This window comes from Mycobacterium sp., from assembly GCF_039583805.1.
Classification (GTDB): Bacteria; Actinomycetota; Actinomycetes; order Mycobacteriales; family Mycobacteriaceae; genus Mycobacterium.
Genome location: NZ_JAVKSH010000011.1, coordinates 1 through 21,889, shown reverse-complemented (window position 1 = coordinate 21,889; position 21,889 = coordinate 1). Strand labels below are relative to the sequence as shown.

The 21,889-nt window shown below is 68.5% G+C and carries 22 protein-coding genes; 10 read left to right on the top strand and 12 right to left on the bottom strand.

All coding sequences use genetic code 11. From position 1 onward, the window contains the following. Positions 1-7 precede the first annotated feature (7 nt). From ABDW21_RS02570 to ABDW21_RS02525, 10 genes are all read right to left on the bottom strand, one after another. The gene (locus ABDW21_RS02570) at positions 8-304 is read right to left on the bottom strand and encodes a HypC/HybG/HupF family hydrogenase formation chaperone (protein WP_343599950.1); all 297 of its coding nucleotides are present in this window, start codon (positions 302-304) and stop codon (positions 8-10) included. A gap of 3 nt (positions 305-307) precedes the next feature. Then, a complete protein-coding gene (locus tag ABDW21_RS02565; RefSeq protein ID WP_343599949.1) occupies positions 308-811 on the bottom strand; it encodes a hydrogenase maturation protease in 504 nt (167 codons plus the stop codon). A gap of 129 nt (positions 812-940) precedes the next feature. Next, positions 941-2,293 (bottom strand): hypothetical protein, encoded by a 1,353-nt coding sequence (locus ABDW21_RS02560; protein ID WP_343599948.1) that lies wholly within the window; start codon positions 2,291-2,293, stop codon positions 941-943. After that, the gene (locus ABDW21_RS02555; RefSeq protein ID WP_343599947.1) at positions 2,290-2,931 is read right to left on the bottom strand and encodes a DUF6084 family protein; all 642 of its coding nucleotides are present in this window, start codon (positions 2,929-2,931) and stop codon (positions 2,290-2,292) included. Before ABDW21_RS02555 ends, ABDW21_RS02560 begins: the two co-directional genes overlap by 4 nt. Continuing rightward, complete coding sequence (locus tag ABDW21_RS02550) at positions 2,928-3,554, bottom strand: DUF5947 family protein (RefSeq protein ID WP_343599946.1); 627 nt, start codon at positions 3,552-3,554, stop codon at positions 2,928-2,930. The genes ABDW21_RS02555 and ABDW21_RS02550 overlap by 4 nt, the downstream gene beginning before the upstream one ends. Further along, on the bottom strand, positions 3,551-4,444 hold the full coding sequence (locus tag ABDW21_RS02545) for a NifU family protein (RefSeq protein ID WP_343599944.1): 894 nt from the start codon (positions 4,442-4,444) through the stop codon (positions 3,551-3,553). Before ABDW21_RS02545 ends, ABDW21_RS02550 begins: the two co-directional genes overlap by 4 nt. Before the next feature lie 3 nt (positions 4,445-4,447). After that, positions 4,448-6,247 carry a nickel-dependent hydrogenase large subunit gene (locus tag ABDW21_RS02540; RefSeq protein ID WP_343599942.1) on the bottom strand — a complete coding sequence of 600 codons (1,800 nt, stop codon included), beginning with the start codon at positions 6,245-6,247 and terminating at the stop codon, positions 4,448-4,450. Between the two features lie 79 nt (positions 6,248-6,326). Beyond that, the gene (locus tag ABDW21_RS02535; protein WP_343599941.1) at positions 6,327-7,382 is read right to left on the bottom strand and encodes a hydrogenase expression protein HypE; all 1,056 of its coding nucleotides are present in this window, start codon (positions 7,380-7,382) and stop codon (positions 6,327-6,329) included. 334 nt (positions 7,383-7,716) lie between these two features. Beyond that, a complete protein-coding gene (gene hypB / locus ABDW21_RS02530; RefSeq protein ID WP_343599940.1) occupies positions 7,717-8,466 on the bottom strand; it encodes a hydrogenase nickel incorporation protein HypB in 750 nt (249 codons plus the stop codon). Between the two features lie 12 nt (positions 8,467-8,478). Next, positions 8,479-8,814, bottom strand: a complete 336-nt coding sequence (locus ABDW21_RS02525; RefSeq protein WP_343599938.1) for a hydrogenase maturation nickel metallochaperone HypA — start codon at positions 8,812-8,814, stop codon at positions 8,479-8,481. Between the two features lie 300 nt (positions 8,815-9,114). Here ABDW21_RS02525 and ABDW21_RS02520 point away from each other — a divergent pair, with 300 nt between their 5' ends. The 4 genes from ABDW21_RS02520 (at position 9,115) to aspS (ending at position 12,971) form a co-directional block, all read left to right on the top strand. Then, entirely contained in the window at positions 9,115-9,321 is a 207-nt protein-coding gene (locus ABDW21_RS02520) for a zinc transporter Slc39a7 (protein ID WP_343599936.1), read from the top strand. Positions 9,322-9,380: 59 nt separating this feature from the next. Next, the gene (locus tag ABDW21_RS02515; RefSeq protein WP_343710023.1) at positions 9,381-10,451 is read left to right on the top strand and encodes a hypothetical protein; all 1,071 of its coding nucleotides are present in this window, start codon (positions 9,381-9,383) and stop codon (positions 10,449-10,451) included. Between the two features lie 115 nt (positions 10,452-10,566). Continuing rightward, a complete protein-coding gene (locus tag ABDW21_RS02510; protein ID WP_343599932.1) occupies positions 10,567-11,073 on the top strand; it encodes a Fur family transcriptional regulator in 507 nt (168 codons plus the stop codon). Positions 11,074-11,189: 116 nt separating this feature from the next. Then, complete coding sequence (gene aspS, locus ABDW21_RS02505; RefSeq protein WP_343599930.1) at positions 11,190-12,971, top strand: aspartate--tRNA ligase; 1,782 nt, start codon at positions 11,190-11,192, stop codon at positions 12,969-12,971. Positions 12,972-13,001: 30 nt separating this feature from the next. Here aspS and ABDW21_RS02500 read toward each other — a convergent pair whose 3' ends face one another. Then, positions 13,002-13,442, bottom strand: coding sequence for a transglycosylase family protein (locus ABDW21_RS02500; RefSeq protein ID WP_343599928.1), 441 nt, complete (start codon positions 13,440-13,442; stop codon positions 13,002-13,004). 264 nt (positions 13,443-13,706) lie between these two features. Here ABDW21_RS02500 and ABDW21_RS02495 point away from each other — a divergent pair, with 264 nt between their 5' ends. Then, on the top strand, positions 13,707-15,056 hold the full coding sequence (locus ABDW21_RS02495; RefSeq protein WP_343599927.1) for a replication-associated recombination protein A: 1,350 nt from the start codon (positions 13,707-13,709) through the stop codon (positions 15,054-15,056). 189 nt (positions 15,057-15,245) lie between these two features. Here ABDW21_RS02495 and ABDW21_RS02490 read toward each other — a convergent pair whose 3' ends face one another. Continuing rightward, positions 15,246-15,866: an antibiotic biosynthesis monooxygenase gene (locus ABDW21_RS02490; protein WP_343599926.1), complete on the bottom strand. Its 621-nt coding sequence runs from the start codon at positions 15,864-15,866 to the stop codon at positions 15,246-15,248. Between the two features lie 227 nt (positions 15,867-16,093). On the opposite strand from ABDW21_RS02490, the gene alaS reads away from it, so the two are divergent. From alaS to ABDW21_RS02465, 5 genes are read left to right on the top strand one after another with little or no spacing between them, the layout of a single operon-like run. After that, positions 16,094-18,811 carry an alanine--tRNA ligase gene (alaS, locus tag ABDW21_RS02485; RefSeq protein WP_343599925.1) on the top strand — a complete coding sequence of 906 codons (2,718 nt, stop codon included), beginning with the start codon at positions 16,094-16,096 and terminating at the stop codon, positions 18,809-18,811. A gap of 15 nt (positions 18,812-18,826) precedes the next feature. Further along, entirely contained in the window at positions 18,827-19,381 is a 555-nt protein-coding gene (gene ruvX, locus ABDW21_RS02480) for a Holliday junction resolvase RuvX (RefSeq protein ID WP_343599967.1), read from the top strand. Continuing rightward, positions 19,374-20,618, top strand: a complete 1,245-nt coding sequence (locus tag ABDW21_RS02475; protein WP_343599924.1) for an endolytic transglycosylase MltG — start codon at positions 19,374-19,376, stop codon at positions 20,616-20,618. The genes ruvX and ABDW21_RS02475 overlap by 8 nt, the downstream gene beginning before the upstream one ends. Further along, positions 20,596-21,414, top strand: coding sequence for a shikimate dehydrogenase (locus tag ABDW21_RS02470; protein ID WP_343599922.1), 819 nt, complete (start codon positions 20,596-20,598; stop codon positions 21,412-21,414). Before ABDW21_RS02475 ends, ABDW21_RS02470 begins: the two co-directional genes overlap by 23 nt. Positions 21,415-21,424: 10 nt before the next feature. Further along, positions 21,425-21,841 (top strand): A24 family peptidase, encoded by a 417-nt coding sequence (locus tag ABDW21_RS02465; RefSeq protein WP_343599920.1) that lies wholly within the window; start codon positions 21,425-21,427, stop codon positions 21,839-21,841. Positions 21,842-21,889 lie beyond the last annotated feature (48 nt).

Genomic DNA, 21,889 nt, shown 5'->3' with positions numbered 1-21,889 from the left:
CAACCTCTTATCGGCGGCGGCTCTTATCGGCGGCGGCACTGACCGGCGGCGGGTAGGGCGGCGGATCGTCACGTCCCCGGCCCATCAGTTCGAGACCGGCCATCGCCTCCTCGGCGCCGGCCCGGTCGGTCTTCTCGACGGCGAAACCCATGTGGATGATGACCCAGTCACCCGGGGCGAATGCCTCCTCCGGCAGCATGGCGACGTTGACCTTGCGTTGCGCGCCGGCGACGTCGACGAGCGCGAGCTGTCCGTCGTAACCTTCCAGCATCCGCACCACCTGGCCCGGTATACCCAGACACATCGCTCAGCCCTCCTCCTGCTCCGATGACGCCGGTGATCGAGACCGCAGGGCGGCGACGACCTCCTCGACCGCTCGCACGGCCTGCGGGACGGCGCCCGCGACGGGCTCGGTGAGGCCGATGCCTTCCCCGACGTTCCCGGCTTCGCAGCCGACGACGATCGTGTAGGGCGGACTGCCGCCCAGGGCGTGCAGGCTGGCGAACACCGCCGCGGGATCCATGCCGTGCGTGTCCAGTCCCGCGCTGGAATCCAGCGCCGAATGGTCGGCCTCGAAGACGTGCAGCGTCCCCGGCGAGCCTCGATCAGGCACGGCATCGACCAGCACCAAGGCGTCCCAGCCGTCGAGCAGGTCGTAGGCCAGATGCATCCCGCCGATCCCGTAGTCGTTGGCGCGCAACCCTTCTGACACGGCCATCCGGTCGCACACGTGCCGCATCACCTCGGGACCGAAGCCGTCGTCACCGAGGAAGATGTTGCCGATGCCGGCTACCAGAATGCGGGAGGCCATAGCGCCGCCGGATTCGCTACATGCGCCGCAGTTTGAGGTAGCGCCGGGCGTCCGGCAGCGAGACCAGCCCCATGATCACGGCCATCAGGACGACCAGCCCAAGGATGCCGATGAACACCCACCCTACAATCACCATGTTGGATTCCTTTCCTCGCAGCGTTGGGCTTCCAGCGGTTCGACTTCGTCGGGTGCGAAGTACAGGTAGCGGCCGTGCCAGTCGTGCAGGTCGGCGGCCGGGTCGTCGTCGATCACGACGCCCACGTGCTGGTTGCCGTCGACGTCCTCGTGCACCGAGGTGACCCGCGCGGTCTTGCCGGAGTAGAACAGGTCGTGCGCGTCGGCGCGGCGGGTCGGATTCAGCCTCACCCGGCTGCCGCGTGCCACTCGCACGCCGTTCACCAGCACCGCGTCGACGTCTGGACGTACTGCGTTGTCGGCCAATGGATCCCACCACTGCACCCCGTCGGGTATCTCCGGGATCAGCCCCAGCCCACCGGCGGGGGTGTCCAGGTGCGGGTCGCGCAGCACACCGTGCAGCTGCCGCATCGCCTCCGGTGACATCGCGTCGCAGCGGTCGATGATCTGTGCGGCCAGCGGATCGGTGGCGCGGGCCTGTGCCTTCTCCTGCTCGGTCATCGTCATGACCCGCAGGGTGAGAATCTCGTCAATCTCGGTGGAGTCGTAGAGCGCGCCTTCGCTCTGCTCGGCGACCTCGGGATGGTCGTAGAGGATGATTGGCGACACCAGCAGCAGATCGTGCTCACCGGGTGGGCCGGCCAGCACCGGGAAGCAGCGGTGCTGCCGGCAGCGAGCGGCCGGGGCGGCGGCGTGCTCGGGTGGCTCGAGCAGTGAGATGAACTGGCCGCCAACGGCTTGGGCGATGACATGGGTGCCGATCAGCGATCGCGCGATGGCGTCGTCCCGGCCGGCGGCCGGGGTGCCGATGTTACGCACGGTCACGGTGACACGGTTCAGGCCGCTGTCACGTTCGACAGCGACGGTCAGCGACGCGCGGATGTCGCGCCGTGTGCGCACCAACCTGCCGCCGCAGACGAGTTCGATCTCCGTGCCCGACGACGCCAGCACCGGCAGCGACCACTGCCCGGGCGGCTCAGCGAATTCGAAAGGCCCGAAGGACAACTCGGTCTCGACGGCCTCGTCCCAGCTCAGCCATGAGCCCGACGGCGTCGTCAGCTCATCGACCGGCTGGTAATGCCCGCCACCGGTGTCGCGTTCGGCGCCGCGGTGCTGTAGCTGCAGGAAACGCACCACCAGGGTGACGGCGTCCGCCGACGCCAGGAATTGCGCCGAGAGGCAGTCGTCTTCGCCGAACCCCGCGTCGGCGGCGCCGGGCGGACCCAGAACACCGAATTGCCAACGGGTTTGGTTCTTTCGCGACGACGCCCGGTACGGGTAGAGCAGGTAACCCTCGTAGAGCACCGCGTCGGCGACGGCGCGGGCCCGATCCCAGTTCGCGCTCACCGGACGTCCTGGCGGGCCGCGGCCAGCAGTGCGGTGACCGCGTCATCGATGCTCAACAGCCCGCGCGCCGACTTGTATTCGGCCAGCGCTCTCACCGTGTCGTGGCCGAGCCGCACCCACCCGGTGTCGGGGTAGTGCTGCGCGATCAGGTCTCGCCACACCGTGACCGGCATGTCGTAGCGGTCCTCGCAGGCCCACGGCACCTGCCGGACCGAAAACCCGCGCCCTTGCGCGGTGAAAACTGTTCCGCTGAAAAGGAATTGCAACGGCACAGCACCGTCGCGCAGTGCGTGCAGGTATTTGGCCGCCGCGACCTCGAAATCGTAGGTGCAGTCCAAGGCCAGCGGTACCTCGGTCTCGGCGGTGAAGCCCGGTACCATCGCCGCGCAGTGCTGCCACAGGAAGGTGTGCTGAGTGGTCGCCCAGCGGTCCCGCGACCCGAACAGGTCGGTCAGTCCGGCGGCCTCGTCGTCGGAGTAGCCGCGGCGCACCGGGTCGATGCGCACCTGGCAGCGCAGCGCGATCGCGTGCACCGGGTCGTCGCCGGGTGCGCGGACCCGGACGCGAGCGCCGAGCACCGGGGTGACCGCGTACGGTTCCGCCACCACGTCGACGACGTCGAACGACAGGTCCGTCATGGCAGCCGCTCCGTGCTGCGCGTGGCCAGCGTCGCGAAGAAATCGTCGATGAACGCCCGGGCCTCCTGCCCGCCGTCGAAGCCCCGCCACAACGTCCGCAGCGTGCCCACGAACTCGTAGCAGGTGTCGATCGGGACGAGGTAGCACACCGGCTGGTGATCGTCGGCGACTCGGATCAGCAATGCCTCGACGTCGTCGACGAGCAGGCTCACGCGCGGTTCTGCGGCGCTGATCGCGCTCCAGGCGTCGAGGTCGAGCTCACTTTCGGTGGCGCCGGCCGGTCCCGGGTAGAACGCGACGGTGCGGCCGAGTGTCGAGTTGCGGAAGAAAAACGCCAAGCCGACCGGGATCTGCAACGCCTCCCAGCTGGGGCGGTCCAGCGCGAAGTCCCGCAGCGCCAGAAACCGGTCCGGGACCGCGCGGTAGCGCAGCTCGGCTTGAGAGTCGGTGAACAGCAGATAGCAGCCCCGGCACACGCACATCAGCTGCCGTCCCGGGACGTTCACGACGTGCTGGTGTGCGTCGGCGATCCGCTCGGAGCACATGTCACACCGTTCACCCGCGGGCCGGAGTGCGCGCCGGCCGCTGGTGATGCGGGTCAGGACGTCGTAAGGACTACTCATGCCGACGCGCCCATCGGTTCGGCGGGCACCGCGAGGGACAGCACGCCGTCGCGGCTCAGCAACGGGACGGGATCCAGGTGGGTGTCCGCGCCGCCGAGGCCGGCCCCGGCGTGTACAACGTCGAAATCCGCCTGGCAGCGGGGACATCGCAGCACCGCGTCGTGCAGTCCGGCTCCGGCCAGGGATCCGTCGCAGGCCGGGCAGTGGTCGCGGTAGGCGTAGATCTGGTCGCCGACCCGGCAGGCCAGCAGCGAAACACCGGCGACGGTGAAACCGCCGACTTCGCCGGGTGCCAGCTCGGCGAGGTCCGGCACCGGATGCCAGGTGGCCGAGCTGCCGTTGGCGTGGACTCTGGTCAGCAGCTGTTCGGCCGGAATCACCGTCGCCGTCGAATCAGCGTGAGCGGCAACGACGTCGATCGACGAAACCTCCGGCGCGGCGGCCCGGATTGCGTCCTGGACCGCAAGTTCCAGCGTCACAGCCGAGGAGGGGCAACTCTTGCAGCTGCCGGAAAACTGAAGCTGCACGCTGTCGCCGACGATGTCGAGCAGGTGCACGTCGCCGCCGTGCGAACCCAGGTAGGGCCGCACCCGGTCCAGCGCGTCCGCCACCCGGCGGCGGAGGTCGTGCGGGTGCAGGCCGTGCACCAGCAGCAGGCTGGCCACCAGGTCGTCGGCGGCCAGCCGGTCGATCACCGACGGCTCGTCGGCCAACTCGACGATCCGGGACAGGCCGGCGCCGTAGAGGTCGACGACTTCGCGAACCAGCTGCTCGGCGCGCTCACGCGCGCCGACCCCGCCCGCTGCGGTCGCGTCCAGCAGGGTCTGGATTCGATCGCCCGCCGTGCGCCAGTGCGCGTCCCCCTGCAACTCCTCGGGGCGATCAGCCATGCATCACTCCCCCGTGGCCGTTTGGGTCGGCGAATGCAGCCGCTCTATTGTCTTGCCCTTGCCGAGGTACATGTGCACGCCGCAGGGCAGGCACGGGTCGAAGCTGCGCACCGTGCGCATGATGTCGATGCCCTTGAAGTTCTCCCGGTCGTTCTCCTCGAAGATCGGCTGGCCCTGCACCGCGTCCTCGTACGGCCCCGGCGTGCCGAAGCTGTCGCGCGGGTTGGCGTTCCACGGGGTCGGGGGATAGGGGTGGTAGTTCGCGATCTTGCCGTCGCGGATCACCATGTGGTGGCTCAAGACTCCGCGCACCGCCTCGGTGAAGCCGCACCCGATGCCCTCCTTGGGCACGTCGAACTTTTCCCAGGTCTTTGTACGCCCAGCGCGGATTTCCGCTAAGGCCTGCTCGGCGAAGTGCAGCGCGCAGGCCGCCGCGTAGGCCTGGAAGTACGTCCGTGCCCGGTCGCGTTCGATCGTGTTGGATCCGTGTTGGGGGATCTTCCATTCGAAGCTAACCGGGCCTTTGAGTGCGGTCTTGGGCAGGTTGATTTGCACGGAATGGCCGGTGGACTTGACGTAGCCGATGTCGACCAGGCCGGCCAGCGCGGTGGCCCAGAGCCGGGCCAGCGGGCCGCCGCCGGTGTCGAGCGCCAGGTGGTCGCGGCCGTCGAACCAGCGTGGCGACATCACCCAGCTGTAGTTGCCGCCGTCCATGTCGCGTTTTTGCGGGTGCGGGTTGGTGTGCTGGTTCCACGGATGACGCCGGTCCACTGGGTTGCCCAGCGGGTCGTTGCGGACGAACATCTCCTGATCGGTCCAGTCGTCGTAATAGGAGCTGCCCAACAGGATTCGGATGCCCAGGTTGATGTCGACCAGCGAGTGGGTGACCAGCTTGCCGTCGACCACCACGCCGGGCGTGACGAACATGGCGTTGCCCCAGCGCTCCATGTCTTTGTAGGCGAAGTTGCACACCTGGGGATCCTGGAAGGAGCCCCAGCAGCCCAACAGGGTGCGCCGCAGGCCGACGTTTTCGTAGCCGGGCAGGGCCTCGTAGAAGAAGTCGAAGAGGTCGTCGTGCATCGGCACGACCTTCTTCATGAACTCCACATAGCGCATCAACCGGCTCATGTAGTCGGTCATCAGCTGCACGGTCGCGACGGTGCCCACACCGCCGGGGTAGAGCGTCGACGGGTGGACGTGGCGGCCCTCCATGAGGCAGAACATCTCCCGGGTGTACCGGCTGACCTGCAGCGCCTCCCGGTAGAACTCCCCGCTGAACGGGTTGAGCGAGCGCATGATGTCGGCGATCGTTTTGTGGCCATGGGCGCCGGCGTTCGGGGCGGGGGTGTTCTCGGCCCTGGCCAGCACACCGGGGTTGGTCTCGGAGACCATTTTCTCGCAGAAGTCCACCCCGACCAGGTTCTCCTGGAAGATGTTGTGGTCGAACATGTATTCCGCGGCCTCGCCGAGGTTGACGATCCACTCGCCCAGGTGCGGCGGCTTGACGCCGTAGGCCATGTTCTGGCAGTAGCACGAACAGGTGGCGTGGTTGTCGCCGCAGATCCCGCAGATGCGACTGGTGATGAAGTGCGCGTCGCGGGGATCCTTGCCCTTCATGAAGATCGAGTAGCCGCGGAAGATCGACGAGGTGCTGTGGCACTCCACTACTTGTTTGTTGTCGAAGTCGATCTTGGTGTAGATGCCAAGGCTGCCCACGATCCGGGTGATCGGATCCCACGCCATTTCCACCAGCTGGCCGGGTTCCCGCTTTTCCTGCGACGGCTTGGGGATGATCGTTGTCATGGAAAGTTCACTCTCTCTGTTGCGACGGCTCTGTTGCGACGGCTCTGTTGCGACGGCTCTGTTGCGACGGCGGTGTGGGCTACCAGGTGCGGCGGGCACCCGTGGTGAGTTCCGTGCCTTTGTGCCGCCAGCGCGGCTCCTTGTCGACGGTGCGCGCGGTGACGCCGCGCAGGCTGCGGATCAGCGAGCCGTACAGGCCGGACGCCGTGCTGGAGATCTTCCCGCCCGGCGGCTCGTCCATGAACGGCATGAACTTGTCCGGGAACCCGGGCATGGTGCAGCCGATGCAGATGCCGCCGACGTTGGGGCACCCGCCGACACCGTTGAGCCAGCCGCGTTTGGGCACGTTGCACTTGACGACCGGACCCCAGCAGCCAAGTTTGACAATGCATTTCGGTGATCCGTACTCGGTGGCGAAGTCACCCTGCTCGTAGTAGCCGGCCCGGTCACACCCCTCGTGCACGGTGGCGCCGAACAGCCAGCTGGGCCGCAACGCGTCGTCGAGTGGGATCATCGGCGCCTGACCGGTGGCCATGTAGAGCAGGTAGGTCAGCGTTTCGGACAGGTTGTCCGGATGGATCGGGCAGCCCGGCACGCAGACTATCGGGATTCCGGCCTTGCTCTTCCAGTCCCAGCCGAGGTAGTCGGGCACGCCCATCGCTCCGGTCGGGTTGCCGGCCATGGCATGGATGCCGCCGTAGCACGCGCAGGTACCCACCGCCACCACCGCCGTCGCCTTGGGGACGAGGCGGTCCAGCCACTCGCTGGTGGTCATCGGCTGCCCGGTGGCCGGGTTGTTGCCGAACCCGCACCAATACCCCTCGCTCTTGATGGCCTCGTTGGGAATCGAGCCCTCGACGACGAGGACGAACGGTTCCAGCTCGCCGCGGTCGGCCTTGAAGAACCATTCGAGGAAGTCGTCGGCGCCGCCGGTGGGTCCGCATTCGAAATCGATCAGCGGCCAGTGCACGGCGACCTTGGGAAGCCCGGGGAGCGCGCCGAGGGCAATCTCCTCGACGCTGGGCTGGGTGGCGGCAGTCAACGCCACCGAATCGCCATCACAACTCAGGCCCGCGTTGATCCAGAGCACATGGATCAAGGCTTCTTCCGCTTTGACTGCTGCTTCCGTTGGCATTGCGCAGCTTTCCGGGGCCGGGTTGGAAACCCCTGAAACCCCTGCGCCGCAAGGACCCACTGCTCGATCCACCACGCGGCGCTAATTCTTCGGTCTACTCCGACACTCGTGCGTTGTCAACGGTCTGCCAGCAAATATCAAGAGTTTTGACGGTCTCCTCGAATTTGGCTGCTTCTGGCCTCGGGCACGGCGTTTTCAACGGTCATCGACAGCGCTTGTACCTGGTGACGCAGCTAAGCGAACGGCGTCGTCTCGTCCTGCAAATCAACCGCACTTATCATCCTGCGAATCAATTGCATCTCTTGATGTATCGATAGCCAACGGTGCGGCGCATTCAGGACGTCGAGCCGGCCGCGAACCGGCGCAGCCAGCCGAACCAGGCATCCATGCCGGCTCCGGTCCGTGCGCTGATCGGCAGGATCGTCGCGGTCGTGTTGACCTTCCGGACGTGGGCGATGTAGTTGTCGACGTCGGCGTCCAGGTGTGGTACCAGGTCGATCTTGTTGATCAGCACCAGATCGACGGAGCGGAACATCACCGGGTATTTCAGTGGCTTGTCTTCACCCTCGGTGATCGAGTAGACCATAGCCTTGGCGTGCTCGCCGACGTCGAACTCCGCCGGGCAGACCAGGTTGCCGACGTTTTCGATGATCACCAGGTTCAGCCGGGACAGGTCGAGGCCGCCCAGCGCGCGGTTGATCATCGGAGCGTCGAGGTGGCATTCGCCGCCGAACCCCGCGCCGGTGTTGAGCAGCGACACCTGGGCGCCGCGGTCGCTGAGCTTGGCCGCGTCCAGGTCGGTGGCGATATCGCCTTCGATTACCCCGATCGCGAACTCGCCGGCGAGCTCGTCGAGTGTGGCCTGCAGCACCGTCGTTTTTCCGGACCCCGGTGAGCTCATCAGGTTCAGTGCACGAATCCCGTTGCTCTCGAACGCCTTCCGGTTGATGCCGGCACGGATGTCATTCTCGGCGAAGATGGCCTCCAGCACATCGATGCGCTGTGAGCCGGTGTCGTAGCCACTGTGGTCGCCATGGTCGTGGCTGTGAACCGTGCCGTCGTCGTGTCGATGAAACCTACCCATGGCCAACACCTTTCATGAAACGTCGAGCGAGGTCACCAGGAATTCGTTGCCGCGCAGGACCTCAACATCAGCGCTCTCACAGTGCGGACATAGCAGTGACCACTGCGAGGTGATCGTCGACTGCCGGCCGCACGAACGGCACGTCACTTCGGCGGTGACGAACTCGAGTTCCAGCTCGGCATCGGGCATGTTCTCGTAATCGCGGAGCAGCGTCCAGCAGAATGACAGCGATTCCGGAACCACCTGCCGCAGCGCACCGATCCTGACCCGCACGACGTCGACGTGGTGTCCGTTGGCGTGGGGTCGCACCACGTCGGCGATCGCCTGACATAGTGCCAGCTCATGCACGACTGGTCACCGCCGTTCGCGCCAAGCCCGGAGGGCTGGGGAGGACCATGAACCTGGGGAGGCTCATGAACCTGGGGAGGCTCATGAACACTGTTCTACACCAACACTGTTCTACACCCGAGAATCCGCCAGCGTGGCGGAGCGACCGCGAACCCGCGGAGGCCGCGTTTTCGGTGCCGCGTGCACCGGGATCATCGCGGATAGCACAATAGCGTCTAGCACAATAGCGTCTAGCACAATGCGGCTAGCAGAATAGCGGATAGCACACCAGAAGCCACCCGGACCCACACGACAGCGGAGATGGCAGTGACCGATCAACACGCCCACGGCGAACCGCACACCCACGAACACGGCCATGAGGGGCTCGCTCATGCACATTCGCATACCAGCCACGAGCACCAGCATGTGGAGCACGAACACGTGCATACCCACGCCGACGGGACCGAACACACGCATCCGCATGTGCACCAGGCCGACCTGCAGGAAGAGCACGGCCACCCGCATTGACAGCCGCCGCAACCGATCGCAGGCGGACTGAACCACCGGTTGTATCGACGGGCGGCACCGTGGACTATCAGATCACTCAAGACGACCGCGCCCGGTTCAAACGCTGCCGGCGGCAGTGGGATTTCGCGTCGCCGCGCCGCCGTGGCCTTGAGCCCGTCGGAGTCGTCGATCCCACTTTGCCTGCCGCGCTCAAGGACGCGCTCGCGATCTACTACTACCCGGGCACGTGGGACTGGCCCCGGGAATTAAGGCAATCGCTGGTGCACAAGGCCGTCGAACGTTCTCTCGACAATGCCGACGCGGGGGACATGCTCCAGACCGCGATGGCCGTGCTCGATACCTACGACGCGTGGGCGACCACGCTCGACGACTTCGCCCCCGTGCAGATCCAGCACGACGTCCATGGACTGGTGCCCGATCCGCGCGATCCTGAAAGCGGGTTGACGACCCCGGCGGGATTGCCGGTGATCTACAGTTGCCGGATCGACCTGCTGGCGGTCGACGCGGCAGACGAGTACTGGGTAGTCCGCCACCAGATCGTCGACGAATGGCAGCATGTGCAGGCCATGATGCGCGACGAAGGGGCGGTCGCCGGTTGTTGGGCCTGGGAGCGCGAGTACGTCGGCATGGAGATCTCGGGCACGATCCACAACGAGGTCCTCATCACCGGCCCGCTCGAGCCACCTTCGCCCGATCGCGCCGCGACCGGCGCGTCGAAGCGAGTCCCCCAGAGCGAGGCCAGCGGCGGCGGGCGAGCGATCCCGCAGCACCGACGGATGTCCGCGCGCACATCCCGAACCGCTGGGACGAGCCGCGTCGAGCAACGCACAGCGGGCCTGCTGCGGCGAACCCGCATCCGCCGAAGCCGCGCCGAGATCGGCGCGGTGGGCACGCTTATCGGTGCGGAGGCGATCGACATGAGCAGTGAGCCGGCGATCTATCCCACGTTCGCCCCCCACTGTCAGGCGTGTGAATTCAGCGTCCCGTGCCAAGCCCTGGTCGAGGGAACCGACCCGGAACCGGGGCTGGGGGCGGATTTTCGCCGGCGCCCCACCGGAGAAACCCCGGAGCCGAGATTGGGTCAGTCGACCTGGGGCTTCGGCCGGGGGGCCGCTCCGCCCCGGTGGTGACCATGCACATGGCCTACGGTGCCGCGTCGACTTCGGCGCTCGATGGTCGTGATCGCAGCGAACGCTACGGCGGCGAGGACTGGCAATCCCGGGTATCGGGCGCGACACTGAATTGGTGGCGACGAAACCATCAGCTCTGGACCCGGCCGTCACCGAGCGGATCGGAGAATTGCTGCGCGCCCACGGGCTGCGGCGGATGGCGTCGCGGATCGCAGTATTGGCGGTCCTCGAGCCGGTCGACGGGCACCTGTGCGTCGCGGAGATCCACCGACGGCTGGGCGAGGCCGTGCCGGCCGAGAACCAGCCTCCGGACCTGGCGACGATCTACCGGGCGGTGACCACCTTGGTCGAGCAGGGTGTACTGCATGCGTTAACTCTGGAGAGCGGCGTCACCACCTACGGGTTGGCTGCAGACCCCCACCATCACGCGGTATGCACCCGATGCGGCTCGATCATCGAAGTGCCCGCGCGGCAACTGACCTCGGCGTTGAAACATGCGATGGCGGGCAGTTCCTTCGCACTGTCCGAGCGGGCCGGCCTCACCCTGCACGGGCTGTGCCCGCGATGCCAGGACAACGACAGCCGGACGGGCGACGCGAGCCCGCCAATACCGACCCGGTAGGGCGTTCTCGACGACCTCGGGTCACCCCGTCGGATGGCACCGCGGACACGATCCATGACGATCCACCGAAACTACCGCCTCTACACTGAGCAGTCGTTCACCTGCGTCCCCAAGGAGTGTTTGTGCTGCGCAGTCACGCCGCCGGTTCGTTGCGCGCCGCCGACGCCGGCCGGAAGGTGACGCTGGCCGGCTGGGTGGCGCGCCGCCGCGACCACGGCGGGGTGATCTTCATCGACCTGCGCGACGCGTCGGGCATCTCGCAGGTGGTGTTCCGCGCCGCCGACGTGCTCGAGCCGGCGCACCGGCTGCGAGCCGAGTTCTGCGTGGCCGTCGACGGGGTGGTCGAGATTCGCCCGGAGGGCAACGAGAACCCCGAGATCGCCACCGGCGCCATCGAGGTCAACGCGACGTCGCTGATCGTGCTCGGCGAGTGCGCGCCGCTGCCGTTTCAGCTCGACGAGCCCGCCGGCGAGGAGATTCGGCTGCAGTACCGCTACCTGGACCTGCGCCGCGACGGGCCGGGTCGGGCGATTCGGTTGCGCTCCAAGGTGAATGCCGCCGCGCGGGCGGTGCTGGCCGCTCACGACTTCGTCGAGATCGAGACGCCGACGTTGACCCGCTCCACCCCGGAGGGAGCCCGGGATTTCCTGGTGCCGGCGCGGCTGCAACCCGGCTCGTTCTACGCCTTGCCGCAGAGCCCGCAGCTGTTCAAGCAGCTGCTGATGGTCGCGGGCATGGAGCGCTACTACCAGATCGCGCGGTGCTACCGCGACGAGGATTTCCGCGCCGACCGCCAGCCCGAGTTCACCCAGCTCGATGTGGAGATGAGTTTCGTCGACACCGACGACGTCATCGCGATCTCCGAGGAGATCCTCGCCGCGCTGTGGGCGCTGATCGGCTATCGGCTCGCCACCCCGATCCCTCGGATCGGCTACGCCGACGCGATGCGCCGGTTCGGGTCGGACAAGCCCGACATGCGGTTCGGCCTGGAACTGGTGGAGTGCACAAAGTTCTTTGCCGGCACGCCGTTTCGGGTGTTCCAGGCGCCGTATGTGGGCGCGGTGGTGATGCCCGGCGGGGGGTCGCAGCCGCGGCGCACGCTGGACGGCTGGCAGGACTGGGCCAAGCAGCGCGGACACAAGGGCCTGGCCTACGTGCTGGTCGACGAGGACGGCGGTCTGTCCGGTCCGGTGGCCAAAAACCTTTCCGACGCCGAACGCGCCGGCCTGGCAGCGCATGTCGGCGCAGCGCCCGGTGACTGCGTGTTCTTCTCCGCCGGACCGGCGAAGGCGTCACGGGCTTTGCTGGGCGCGGCGCGCGTCGAGATCGCCCAGCGGCTGGGGTTGGTCGACCCGCAGGCGTGGGCGTTCGTCTGGGTGGTCGACCCGCCGTTGTTCGAGCCCGCCGACGACGCCACCGCCGCCGGCGACGTCGCGGTGGGCTCGGGTGCGTGGACCGCGGTGCATCACGCGTTCACCGCGCCCCAGCCCGACTACGAGGCGTCGGTGCAGGCCGACCCCGGCAACGTGCTGGCCGACGCCTACGACATCGTCTGCAACGGCCACGAAATCGGCGGGGGGTCGCTTCGTATCCACCGCCGCGACATCCAGGAGCAGGTGTTCGCGGTGATGGGACTCGACAAGGCCCAGGCCGCCGAGAAGTTCGGTTTCCTGCTGGAGGCGTTCACGTTCGGCGCGCCGCCGCACGGCGGCATCGCCTTCGGCTGGGACCGGATCACGGCGCTGCTGGCTGGAGCCGACTCCATCCGTGAGGTGATCGCGTTCCCCAAGTCCGGCGGCGGTGTCGACCCGCTCACCGATGCTCCGGCGCCCATTACCGCGCAGCAGCGCAAGGAGTCGGGCATCGACGCCGACCCGGCGCACCGCGATCGGTGCTGAAACGCACGGCCGGGCGGGTGCGCGGACGTGTCAGTGGATCGCCCTGGACCACAGCTTCTGCAGGGCGATCTGGATCGGGTGGCCCGACCGCACGATGTTGATCACCGCGCGGGGGAACAGCTGCCGGTCCGGAGCGCACGTGGGCCATGCCGCGGGTCCCTGAGTCCTCAACACCCGGTTGGCCACCGCGATCTGCTGGTCCCGGGTCGCCTGGGCCGGTGAGCCGACGCCCCCGTTTTCGTCCCAGGTCGACTGCTTGAACTGCAGGCCCCCGTAGAACCCGTTGCCGGTGTCGGCCGACCAGTTGCCGCCGGACTCGCATTCGGCAACGGCGTTCCAGTCGACGCTGTCGGTGTATGTCACTCCGGTAGCCGGGTCGATGAACAGTGAAATGCCGACGGCGACGAGCGAGGCTTTCGCAAGCGCCTTGCAGACCGTCAGCGTGATGAGATTTCCGCGTAAATTCTGCATGCATCCGAATTATCAAACGAGCGTGAAACTTGTCAACACTTGAGGCGGGATTATTTTAGTGGGATGCCTGATGGGAGGGCGTTTTGAGAAACGAAAGTAAATTCAAGTGCCAGGTGAGGCGAGTTTATAAAAGAGTGTATTTTGATGTACAAGTTAAGCTCTGTTAATTAGAGTTGTTTAGAGTAACTGGTGTTATTGAAGTGACGGGTGATAACGGTTGTTGATGAAGTGGCGTCGACCGGGACACCGCCGCGGCGCCGTGGTATGCCTGAGACCGTGTCCGACGGTCTGTTCGACGTCCCTGATGCGCCCGGCGCAGCCGGCGATGGCGGATCGGCCATGGCGCCTTTGGCAGTGCGGATGCGTCCGGTGACCCTCGACGAGGTGGTCGGACAGGACCATCTGCTACAACCCGGGTCGCCGCTGCGCCGGCTGGTCGAGGGCTCCGGCGCGGCGTCGGTCATCCTCTACGGCCCTCCGGGCAGCGGCAAGACCACGCTGGCGGCGTTGATCTCGCAGGCGACCGGCCGGCGGTTCGAGGCGCTGTCGGCATTGTCGGCCGGGGTCAAAGACGTCCGCGCGGTGATCGATACGGCACGGCGTGGGGCGCTCCACGGCGAGCAGACGGTGCTGTTCATCGACGAGGTGCACCGGTTCTCCAAGACCCAGCAGGACGCGCTGCTCTCGGCGGTAGAGAACCGGGTGGTGCTGCTGGTGGCGGCGACCACCGAGAACCCGTCGTTCTCGGTGGTCGCGCCGCTGCTGTCGCGGTCGCTGATCCTGGCGCTGCGGCCGCTGAGCGGCGACGACATCCGCACCGTCGTGCAGCGCGCCGTCGAGGCCCCGCGCGGTCTGGCCGGCCGGGTGCCGGTGCAACCCGCCGCCGTCGAACTGCTGGTGCGGCTGGCCGCCGGCGACGCCCGGCGCGCGCTGACCGCGCTGGAGGTCGCGGCGGAATCAGCCGCGCCGGCGGCCGACGGGGTGACCGTCGAGGCCATCGAGCGGTCGCTGGACGAGGCCGCTGTGCGCTACGACCGCGACGGTGATCAGCACTACGACGTGATCAGCGCGTTCATCAAGTCGGTGCGCGGCTGCGACGTCGACGCCGCGCTGCACTACCTGGCCCGCATGCTTCTCGCCGGGGAGGACCCGCGGTTCATCGCGCGCCGGCTGATGATCCTGGCCAGCGAGGACATCGGCATGGCCGACCCGAGCGCGCTGCAGACCGCGGTCGCCGCCGCGCAGACGGTGGCGCTGATCGGCATGCCCGAGGCGCAGCTGACGCTGGCGCACGCCACCGTGCACCTGGCCACCGCGCCCAAGTCGAACGCGGTGACCGTCGCGCTGGGCGCGGCGATGGCCGACATCAAGGCCGGCAAGGCCGGGGTGGTGCCGGCCCATCTGCGCGACGGTCACTATTCGGGCGCCGCCGCGCTGGGCAACGCGGCCGGCTACCAGTACTCCCACGACGCCCCGGATGGCGTTGTGGCACAACAGTATCCGCCCGACGAGTTGGCCGGGGTGGACTACTATCACCCGACCGGCCGCGGCGCGGAGCGGGAGATCGCCGGTCGGCTGCAGCGGCTGCGCACGATCATCCGCCGCCGCGGCTGAGCGGCACGCGCTGTATCAGGTGCCACTTCGGCCTCGTCTGCACCGCCGAGTAGGCATGGCGTGCCCAGGCAGAGCGGTACCGCATGTGATATCGCCTTGCGGGTGATGGCCGCCGCGGGCCGAGAGGCCGCAGCGTCTCACGGGTCACGTGAGACGCTGATGCCGTCGGCGCCGCGCCGCCCGGACCTCTCAGACCAATTCCGGCACCCGCAGGTGAGCGATCGCCAGCTCGAACTCACCGACGTCGTACTGGTCGGCACCCAGGTCGCGCAGCCGCGCGGTACGCAGCGACCGGGCCGCGTCGCCGTTGCGCTCCATCGCCGCGGAGCTGTCAAACGTCGACGACGACACCGCCCGCCACGACGTGCGGTCGAGCATCAGGCTCGCACTGCAGAACCCGTCGAGCTCCTCGATCGCGGGCAGCACCGACCCGCGGTAGAAGTCGATGGCGCGGTCGAACTGGTCGGGCCGCACCTTGAGCCAGGTGGACCGCACGCAGGCGCCGGGACCGGAGCGGCGCTCGCGATGCAGCACCGCGATCTCCCATTCGTCGACGGTCGGGCTGGCGCCGAACACTTGCGCCGCCCGGTCGCGCACCGGCCGGACCCGCTCGGCGCCGGCATGCATCGCCTGCTCGGTATCCCACGAGCTGGTCGCGATGCAGCGGCCGGACTGGCGGTCCACCAACAGCGACAAGCCCAGGCACCCATCGATGTCCCGCAGCGTGGGCATGACCACGTCACGGATGTGCGCAATGCCGGCGTCGATGCACGACGGTTGGGCCTCGATCGTCGTAGAACGTGCGAACACGGTCCGCTCCCTCCTCGTCGGGGCAGCGCCCCGCCGGCGCCACCGACCTCACTGACCACCTTGCTCCAACCGGTCAAGCGTGGCAATGGCTTTGCGACGAATTGGCAGGCCGACGACCCTTCCCCTTAGGCTGGACGCCGTGCATACCGACGTGCTCGACCTCGACCGGGACGATCCGCGGCGGTCGGTGCGGTTGAGCTTCGTGCGCGGGTAAGGACGGCGACAGGGTGCGGACACACGAGATCAGGAAGCGGTTCCTCGACCACTTCGTCAAAGCGGGGCACACCGAGGTGCCCAGCGCCTCGGTGATTCTCGACGACCCCAACCTGCTGTTCGTCAACGCCGGCATGGTCCAGTTCGTGCCGTACTTTCTCGGGCAGCGCACGCCGCCGTACCCGACGGCCGTCAGCATCCAGAAGTGCATCCGCACGCCCGATATCGACGAGGTCGGGATCACCACCCGGCACAACACCTTCTTCCAGATGGCCGGCAACTTCTCGTTCGGCGACTACTTCAAACGCGGTGCCATCGAGCTGGCCTGGAGCCTGCTGACCAACAGCCTCGATGACGGCGGATACGGCCTCGACCCGCAAAGAATATGGGCCACAGTCTATTTCGACGACGACGAAGCTCTGCAGCTGTGGCAGCAGGTCGCCGGCCTGCCCGTCGAGCGCATCCAGCGCCGCGGTATGGAGGACAACTTCTGGTCGATGGGCATTCCCGGGCCGTGCGGTCCGTCGTCGGAGATCTACTACGACCGGGGCCCGGAATTCGGTGTCGACGGTGGGCCGATCGCCAACGAAGAACGCTACGTCGAGCTGTGGAACCTGGTGTTCATGCAGAGCGAACGCGGCGACGGCGCAGGCAAGTCCGGCTTTGAGATACTCGGCCCGTTGCCGCGCAAGAACATCGACACCGGCATGGGCGTCGAACGGGTGGCGTTCGTGCTGCAGGGGGTGCACAACGTTTACGAAACCGACCTGTTGCGCCCGGTCATCGAGAAAGTGGCCCAACGTGCTCCGCGTGGCTACGACGTCGGCCACCATGCCGACGACGTGCGCTATCGGATCATCGCCGACCACAGCCGCACTGCGGCCATCCTGATCGGCGACGGCGTCAGCCCGGGCAACGACGGCCGCGGCTATGTGCTGCGCCGGCTGCTGCGCCGGGTCATCCGTTCGGCCAAGCTGCTCGACATCGACGGCCCCGTCGTCGGCGACCTGATGGCCTGCGTCCGCGACGCGATGGGCCCGTCATATCCCGAGCTGGCCACCGACTTCGATCGGATCCACCGCATCGCGGTCGCCGAGGAGACCGCGTTCAACCGCACGCTGGCCTCGGGGTCGCGGCTGTTCGACGAGGTGGCCGGGGCGACCAAGGCATCCGGTGCCACCGTGCTGTCCGGATCGGATGCCTTCACGCTGCACGACACCTACGGGTTCCCGATCGAGCTCACCCTCGAGATGGCGGCCGAGGCCGGCCTGCAGGTCGACGAAATCGGCTTCCGCGAGCTGATGGCGCAGCAGCGCCGCCGCGCCAAGGCCGACGCCGCCGCGCGCAAGCACGCGCACGCCGACCTGTCGGCCTACCGGGAGCTGGTCGACGCGGGCCCCACCGAGTTCACCGGTTTCGACGAGTTGACCTCGCAGGCGCGCATCCTGGGGATCTTCGTCGACGGCAAGCGGGTGCCGGTGGTCTCCCACGGCTTGCCCACGGAGTCAGCCGGCACGCATCGGGTCGAGCTGGTGCTCGACCGCACCCCGCTGTACGCCGAATCGGGCGGGCAGGTCGCCGACGTGGGGTCGATCAGCGGCACCGGCGCCGGCGAGAGCGCCCGGGCGGCCGTCACCGACGTGCAGAAGATCGCCAAAACCCTGTGGGTGCACAGCGTCAACGTGGAGTCCGGCGAATTCGTCGAGGGCGACAGCGTCGTCGCCGAGGTGGACCCGCACTGGCGCAAGGGCGCCACCCAAGGGCATTCGGGAACCCACATGGTGCATGCTGCGCTGCGACAAGTATTGGGGCCCAACGCTGTTCAGGCCGGCTCGCTGAATCGGCCGGGATATCTGCGGTTCGACTTCAACTGGCAGGGGCCGTTATCGGACACCCAGAGCTCACAAATCCAAGAGGTGACCAACGAGGCTGTGCAGGCCGACTTCGCGGTGCACACCTTCACCGAGCGCCTCGACAAGGCCAAGGCGATGGGCGCGCTGGCGCTGTTCGGGGAGAGCTACCCCGACACGGTGCGGGTCGTTGAGATCGGCGGGCCGTTCTCGCTGGAGCTGTGCGGCGGCACGCACGTGCGCAACTCGGCGCAGATCGGCCCGGTGACCGTGCTGGGGGAGTCGTCGGTGGGGTCCGGGGTGCGACGGGTGGAGGCCTACGTCGGGCTGGAGTCGTTCAAACACCTGGCCAAGGAACGCGCGCTGATGGCCGGGCTGGCGTCGTCGCTGAAGGTGCCCTCTGAGGAGGTGCCCGCCCGGGTGGCCACCCTGGTGGAGCGTCTCAAGGCCGCCGAGCGGGAGCTCGAACGCGCCCGGCTGGCCACGGCCCGGGCGGCTGCGGTGAACGCCGCCGCCGGCGCGCAGCGCATCGGTAGCGTGCGGGTGGTGGCGCAGCGCATGCCGGCCGGCATGAAGGCCGCCGACCTACGTGCCCTGGTCGGCGACATCCGCGGCAAGCTCGGCAGCGATCCCGCGGTGGTCGCGTTGATCGCCGAGGGCGGCCCGGATGGGCAGGCCGGCTCCGTGCCGTACGCGGTCGCCGCCAATGCCGCCGCCCAGGGCCTGGGGCTGCGCGCCGACGAGCTGGTCAAGCTGCTCGCCGGCGCGGTCACCGGCCGCGGGGGCGGCAAGGCCGACCTCGCGCAGGGCTCGGGCGCGAACCCGGCGGGCATCGACGCCGCGCTCGACGCGCTGCGGGCCGAGATAGCGCGGGTCGGCTGAGTGGACGCCGCAGGGTTGGATCGCGTCGGCAACCGCGCGCCGGACCGGCCCGGCGGGGATGACCCGGGGCGCGGCCGGCGGCTCGGTATCGACGTCGGCAGTGTTCGCATCGGGGTGGCGTGCAGCGACCCCGACGGCATCCTGGCCACTCCGGTGGAGACCGTGCTACGAGATCGGTCCGGCAAGCAGCTGCGCCGATCGCAAGGGCGGCGTAGCCGGGCGCAGCGGGTCGGCGCCGGCGAACTGCGGCGGCTGGCCGAGCTGGTGGCCGAGGCCGAGGCGGTCGAGGTGGTCGTCGGGCTGCCGCGCACCCTGTCCGACCGCACCGGCCCGTCAGCCCGCGACGCGATCGAGTTGGCCGACACGCTGGCCCGCCGGATCGCGCCGATCCCGGTGCGGTTGGCCGACGAGCGGTTGACCACCGTGGCGGCGCAGCGGTCGCTGCGCGCGGCCGGTGTCCGGGCGAAGGGCCAGCGCGCGATCATCGACCAGGCGGCGGCCGTGGCGATTCTGCAAGGGTGGCTCGACCAGTGCCGCGCCGCGCGGCCCGAGGAGGTCACCGGTGGCTGACGCTCGGCGGCGTGTCCGGGCTCAACCGACGGCGGTGGGGCCGCCCCGTCACACGCTCAGCCGCGCCGACCGGCGTCGCGCCGAACGGCGCCGCCGTCGCCGCCGCGTGGCCGGTGGACTGCTCGCGGCTGTGCTGGTGGTGGTGGTGGCGACGGGCGTGTTCCTCGGGGCCAGGCTGTGGCACAGCGCTTTCCGTCCCGACACCGACTACGCCGGGAGTGGTAGGCGTGACGTGGTGATCCAGATCCACGCCGGTGACTCGACCACCGCGATCGGGGAGACGCTGCGCCAATCCCAGGTGGTCCGCACCGTCCGGGCTTTCGTCGGCGCCGCGTACGGTAACCCCAAGATCGCCTCGATCCAGCCCGGCTACTACCGGATGCGCACCGAAATCCCGGCATCGGCCGCGGTGCAGCGGCTCGTCGATCCCGACAACCGGGTGGGCAAGCTGGTCATCCCGGAGGGACGTCAGCTCGACGACACCACCGACGTGCAGACCGATGCCACGACACCGGGTATTTTCAGCCTGATCTCCCACGCGACCTGCGTGGACCTCGACGGCGATCGGCGCTGCGTGCCGGCGGCCGGCCTGCGCTCGGCGGCCGGCACCGCGACGCCGGCGGCGCTGACCGTGCCGCGCTGGGCCGTCGATCCGGTGCTGCGGATGGGCGCGAACCATCGTCGCATCGAGGGCCTGATCGCGCCGGGCACCTTCGACGTCGACCCGTCGGCGTCGCCGCAGGCGATTCTGTCGGCGCTGATCTCCGCCAGCGCCGTCGAGTATGTCAAGTCCGGGCTGCTGGACACCGCCGCGGACATGCACCGGACGCCCTACGACATCTTGGTGGTGGCGTCGCTGGTGCAGCGGGAAGCCAAGCCGCCGGACTTCCCGAAAGTCGCCCGGGTCATCTACAACAGGCTGGCCGATCACCGCACGCTCGAGTTCGACTCGACGGTGAACTATCCGCTGGACCGCCAGGAGGTCGCCACCAGCGATGCCGACCGCGAACAGTCCACGCCGTGGAACACCTACCTGATGGCGGGCCTGCCCGCGACGCCGATCTGCGCACCGGGCAGCGAGGCGCTGTCCGCCGCCGAGCATCCGGCCCCCGGCGACTGGCTGTACTTCGTCACCATCGACTCGCAGGGCACGACGCTGTTCACCCGGGACTATCAGCAGCACCTGGCGAACATCGAGCTGGCCAAGCACAACGGTGTCCTCGACTCCGCGCGGTAGGTCGGCGCCCCGCAAAGCCGGGGTGCTCGGCTCGCCGATCGCCCATTCCCGTTCGCCGCAACTGCACCTGGCCGCCTACCGCGCGCTGGGCCTGAACGACTGGACCTACGACCGCATCGAGTGCGGCGCCGGCGAATTACCCTCGGTGGTAAGCGCTTTCGGCCCGGAATGGGTCGGCGTGTCGGTGACCATGCCGGGCAAGTTCGCGGCGCTGGCCTTCGCCGACGAGCGCACACCGCGCGCCGAGCTGGTCGGCGCGGCCAATACGCTGGTGCGCACACCGCGCGGCTGGCGCGCCGACAACACCGACGTCGACGGTGTGATGGGCGCGCTGGGCGCGGCGTCGGGGCACGCCGTGGTGGCGGGGTCGGGCGGCACCGCACAGGCGGCCGTGGTGGCGCTGGCCGAACGGGGTGTCGACACCATCACCGTGGTTGCGCGCAACCGCGACAAGGCTGCCCGGCTGGTGGAGCTGGGCGCCCGGCTCGGTGTCACCACCAGGTTCAGCGAGCTGGACAGTGCCCGGCTGCCCGACGAGGTGACCGTAGTGGTCAACACGCTGCCGGCCGGGGTGGCGGCGCGGCACGCGTCGGCCCTCGCCGGTGTTCCGGTGCTGCTGGACGCGATCTACGACCCCTGGCCGACACCACTGGCCGCGGCGGTGACCGCTGCCGGCGGTCGGGTGATCGGCGGGCTGCAGATGCTGCTGCATCAGGCGTACGCGCAGGTGGAACTATTCACAGGGCTGCCGGCGCCGCGAGCGGCGATGGCTTGCGCTGTGCAAGCGCTGCACTAACCTGCCCGGCATGTGGGCCGGGGTGGCGGTGCTGTGGCTGGTGGCGTTGAGCGGCTACGACGTCCGGCAACGCCGGCTCCCCAACTGGCTCACCCTGCCCGGCGCCGTGGCGGTGGTGTTCGTCGCCGCTGTCAGCGGCCGTGGGCCGGCCGCGGTCCTGGGCGCGGCGGCGCTGGGCGGGCTCTACCTGGTGGTGCATCTGGTCGCACCGGCGGGGATGGGCGCCGGCGACGTCAAGCTGGCGCTGGGCCTGGGCGCGTTGACCGGCCGCTTCGGCGTCGACGTGTGGTTTTTGGCTGCGTTCGCCGCGCCGCTGCTGACCGGGCTCCTCGGTGGCGCGGCGAGGTTGCGCGGTGTGCGCCTGGTACCGCATGGACCGTCGATGTGTCTGGCCAGCGCCGCAGCGGTGGGCCTGGCGATCTGCTGACCTGCGGTGTGGGTGTGACGCCGCGGCCTCTCGGGCTGAGCTCGGCGA

Bases quoted from the DNA above. Each gene is read 5' to 3' on its own strand.
- ABDW21_RS02540 (WP_343599942.1), bottom strand. From the start codon at position 6,247: ATGACAACGATCATCCCCAAGCCGTCGCAGGAAAAGCGGGAACCCGGC.
- ABDW21_RS02565 (WP_343599949.1), bottom strand. From the start codon at position 811: ATGGCCTCCCGCATTCTGGTAGCCGGCATCGGCAACATCTTCCTCGGT.
- ABDW21_RS02555 (WP_343599947.1), bottom strand. From the start codon at position 2,931: ATGACGGACCTGTCGTTCGACGTCGTCGACGTGGTGGCGGAACCGTAC.
- ABDW21_RS02535 (WP_343599941.1), bottom strand. From the start codon at position 7,382: ATGCCAACGGAAGCAGCAGTCAAAGCGGAAGAAGCCTTGATCCATGTG.
- ABDW21_RS02520 (WP_343599936.1), top strand. From the start codon at position 9,115: ATGGCAGTGACCGATCAACACGCCCACGGCGAACCGCACACCCACGAA.
- ABDW21_RS02550 (WP_343599946.1), bottom strand. From the start codon at position 3,554: ATGAGTAGTCCTTACGACGTCCTGACCCGCATCACCAGCGGCCGGCGC.
- ABDW21_RS02545 (WP_343599944.1), bottom strand. From the start codon at position 4,444: ATGGCTGATCGCCCCGAGGAGTTGCAGGGGGACGCGCACTGGCGCACG.
- hypB (WP_343599940.1), bottom strand. From the start codon at position 8,466: ATGGGTAGGTTTCATCGACACGACGACGGCACGGTTCACAGCCACGAC.
- ABDW21_RS02495 (WP_343599927.1), top strand. From the start codon at position 13,707: ATGCCTGAGACCGTGTCCGACGGTCTGTTCGACGTCCCTGATGCGCCC.
- ABDW21_RS02500 (WP_343599928.1), bottom strand. From the start codon at position 13,442: ATGCAGAATTTACGCGGAAATCTCATCACGCTGACGGTCTGCAAGGCG.
- ABDW21_RS02570 (WP_343599950.1), bottom strand. From the start codon at position 304: ATGTGTCTGGGTATACCGGGCCAGGTGGTGCGGATGCTGGAAGGTTAC.
- ABDW21_RS02465 (WP_343599920.1), top strand. From the start codon at position 21,425: ATGTGGGCCGGGGTGGCGGTGCTGTGGCTGGTGGCGTTGAGCGGCTAC.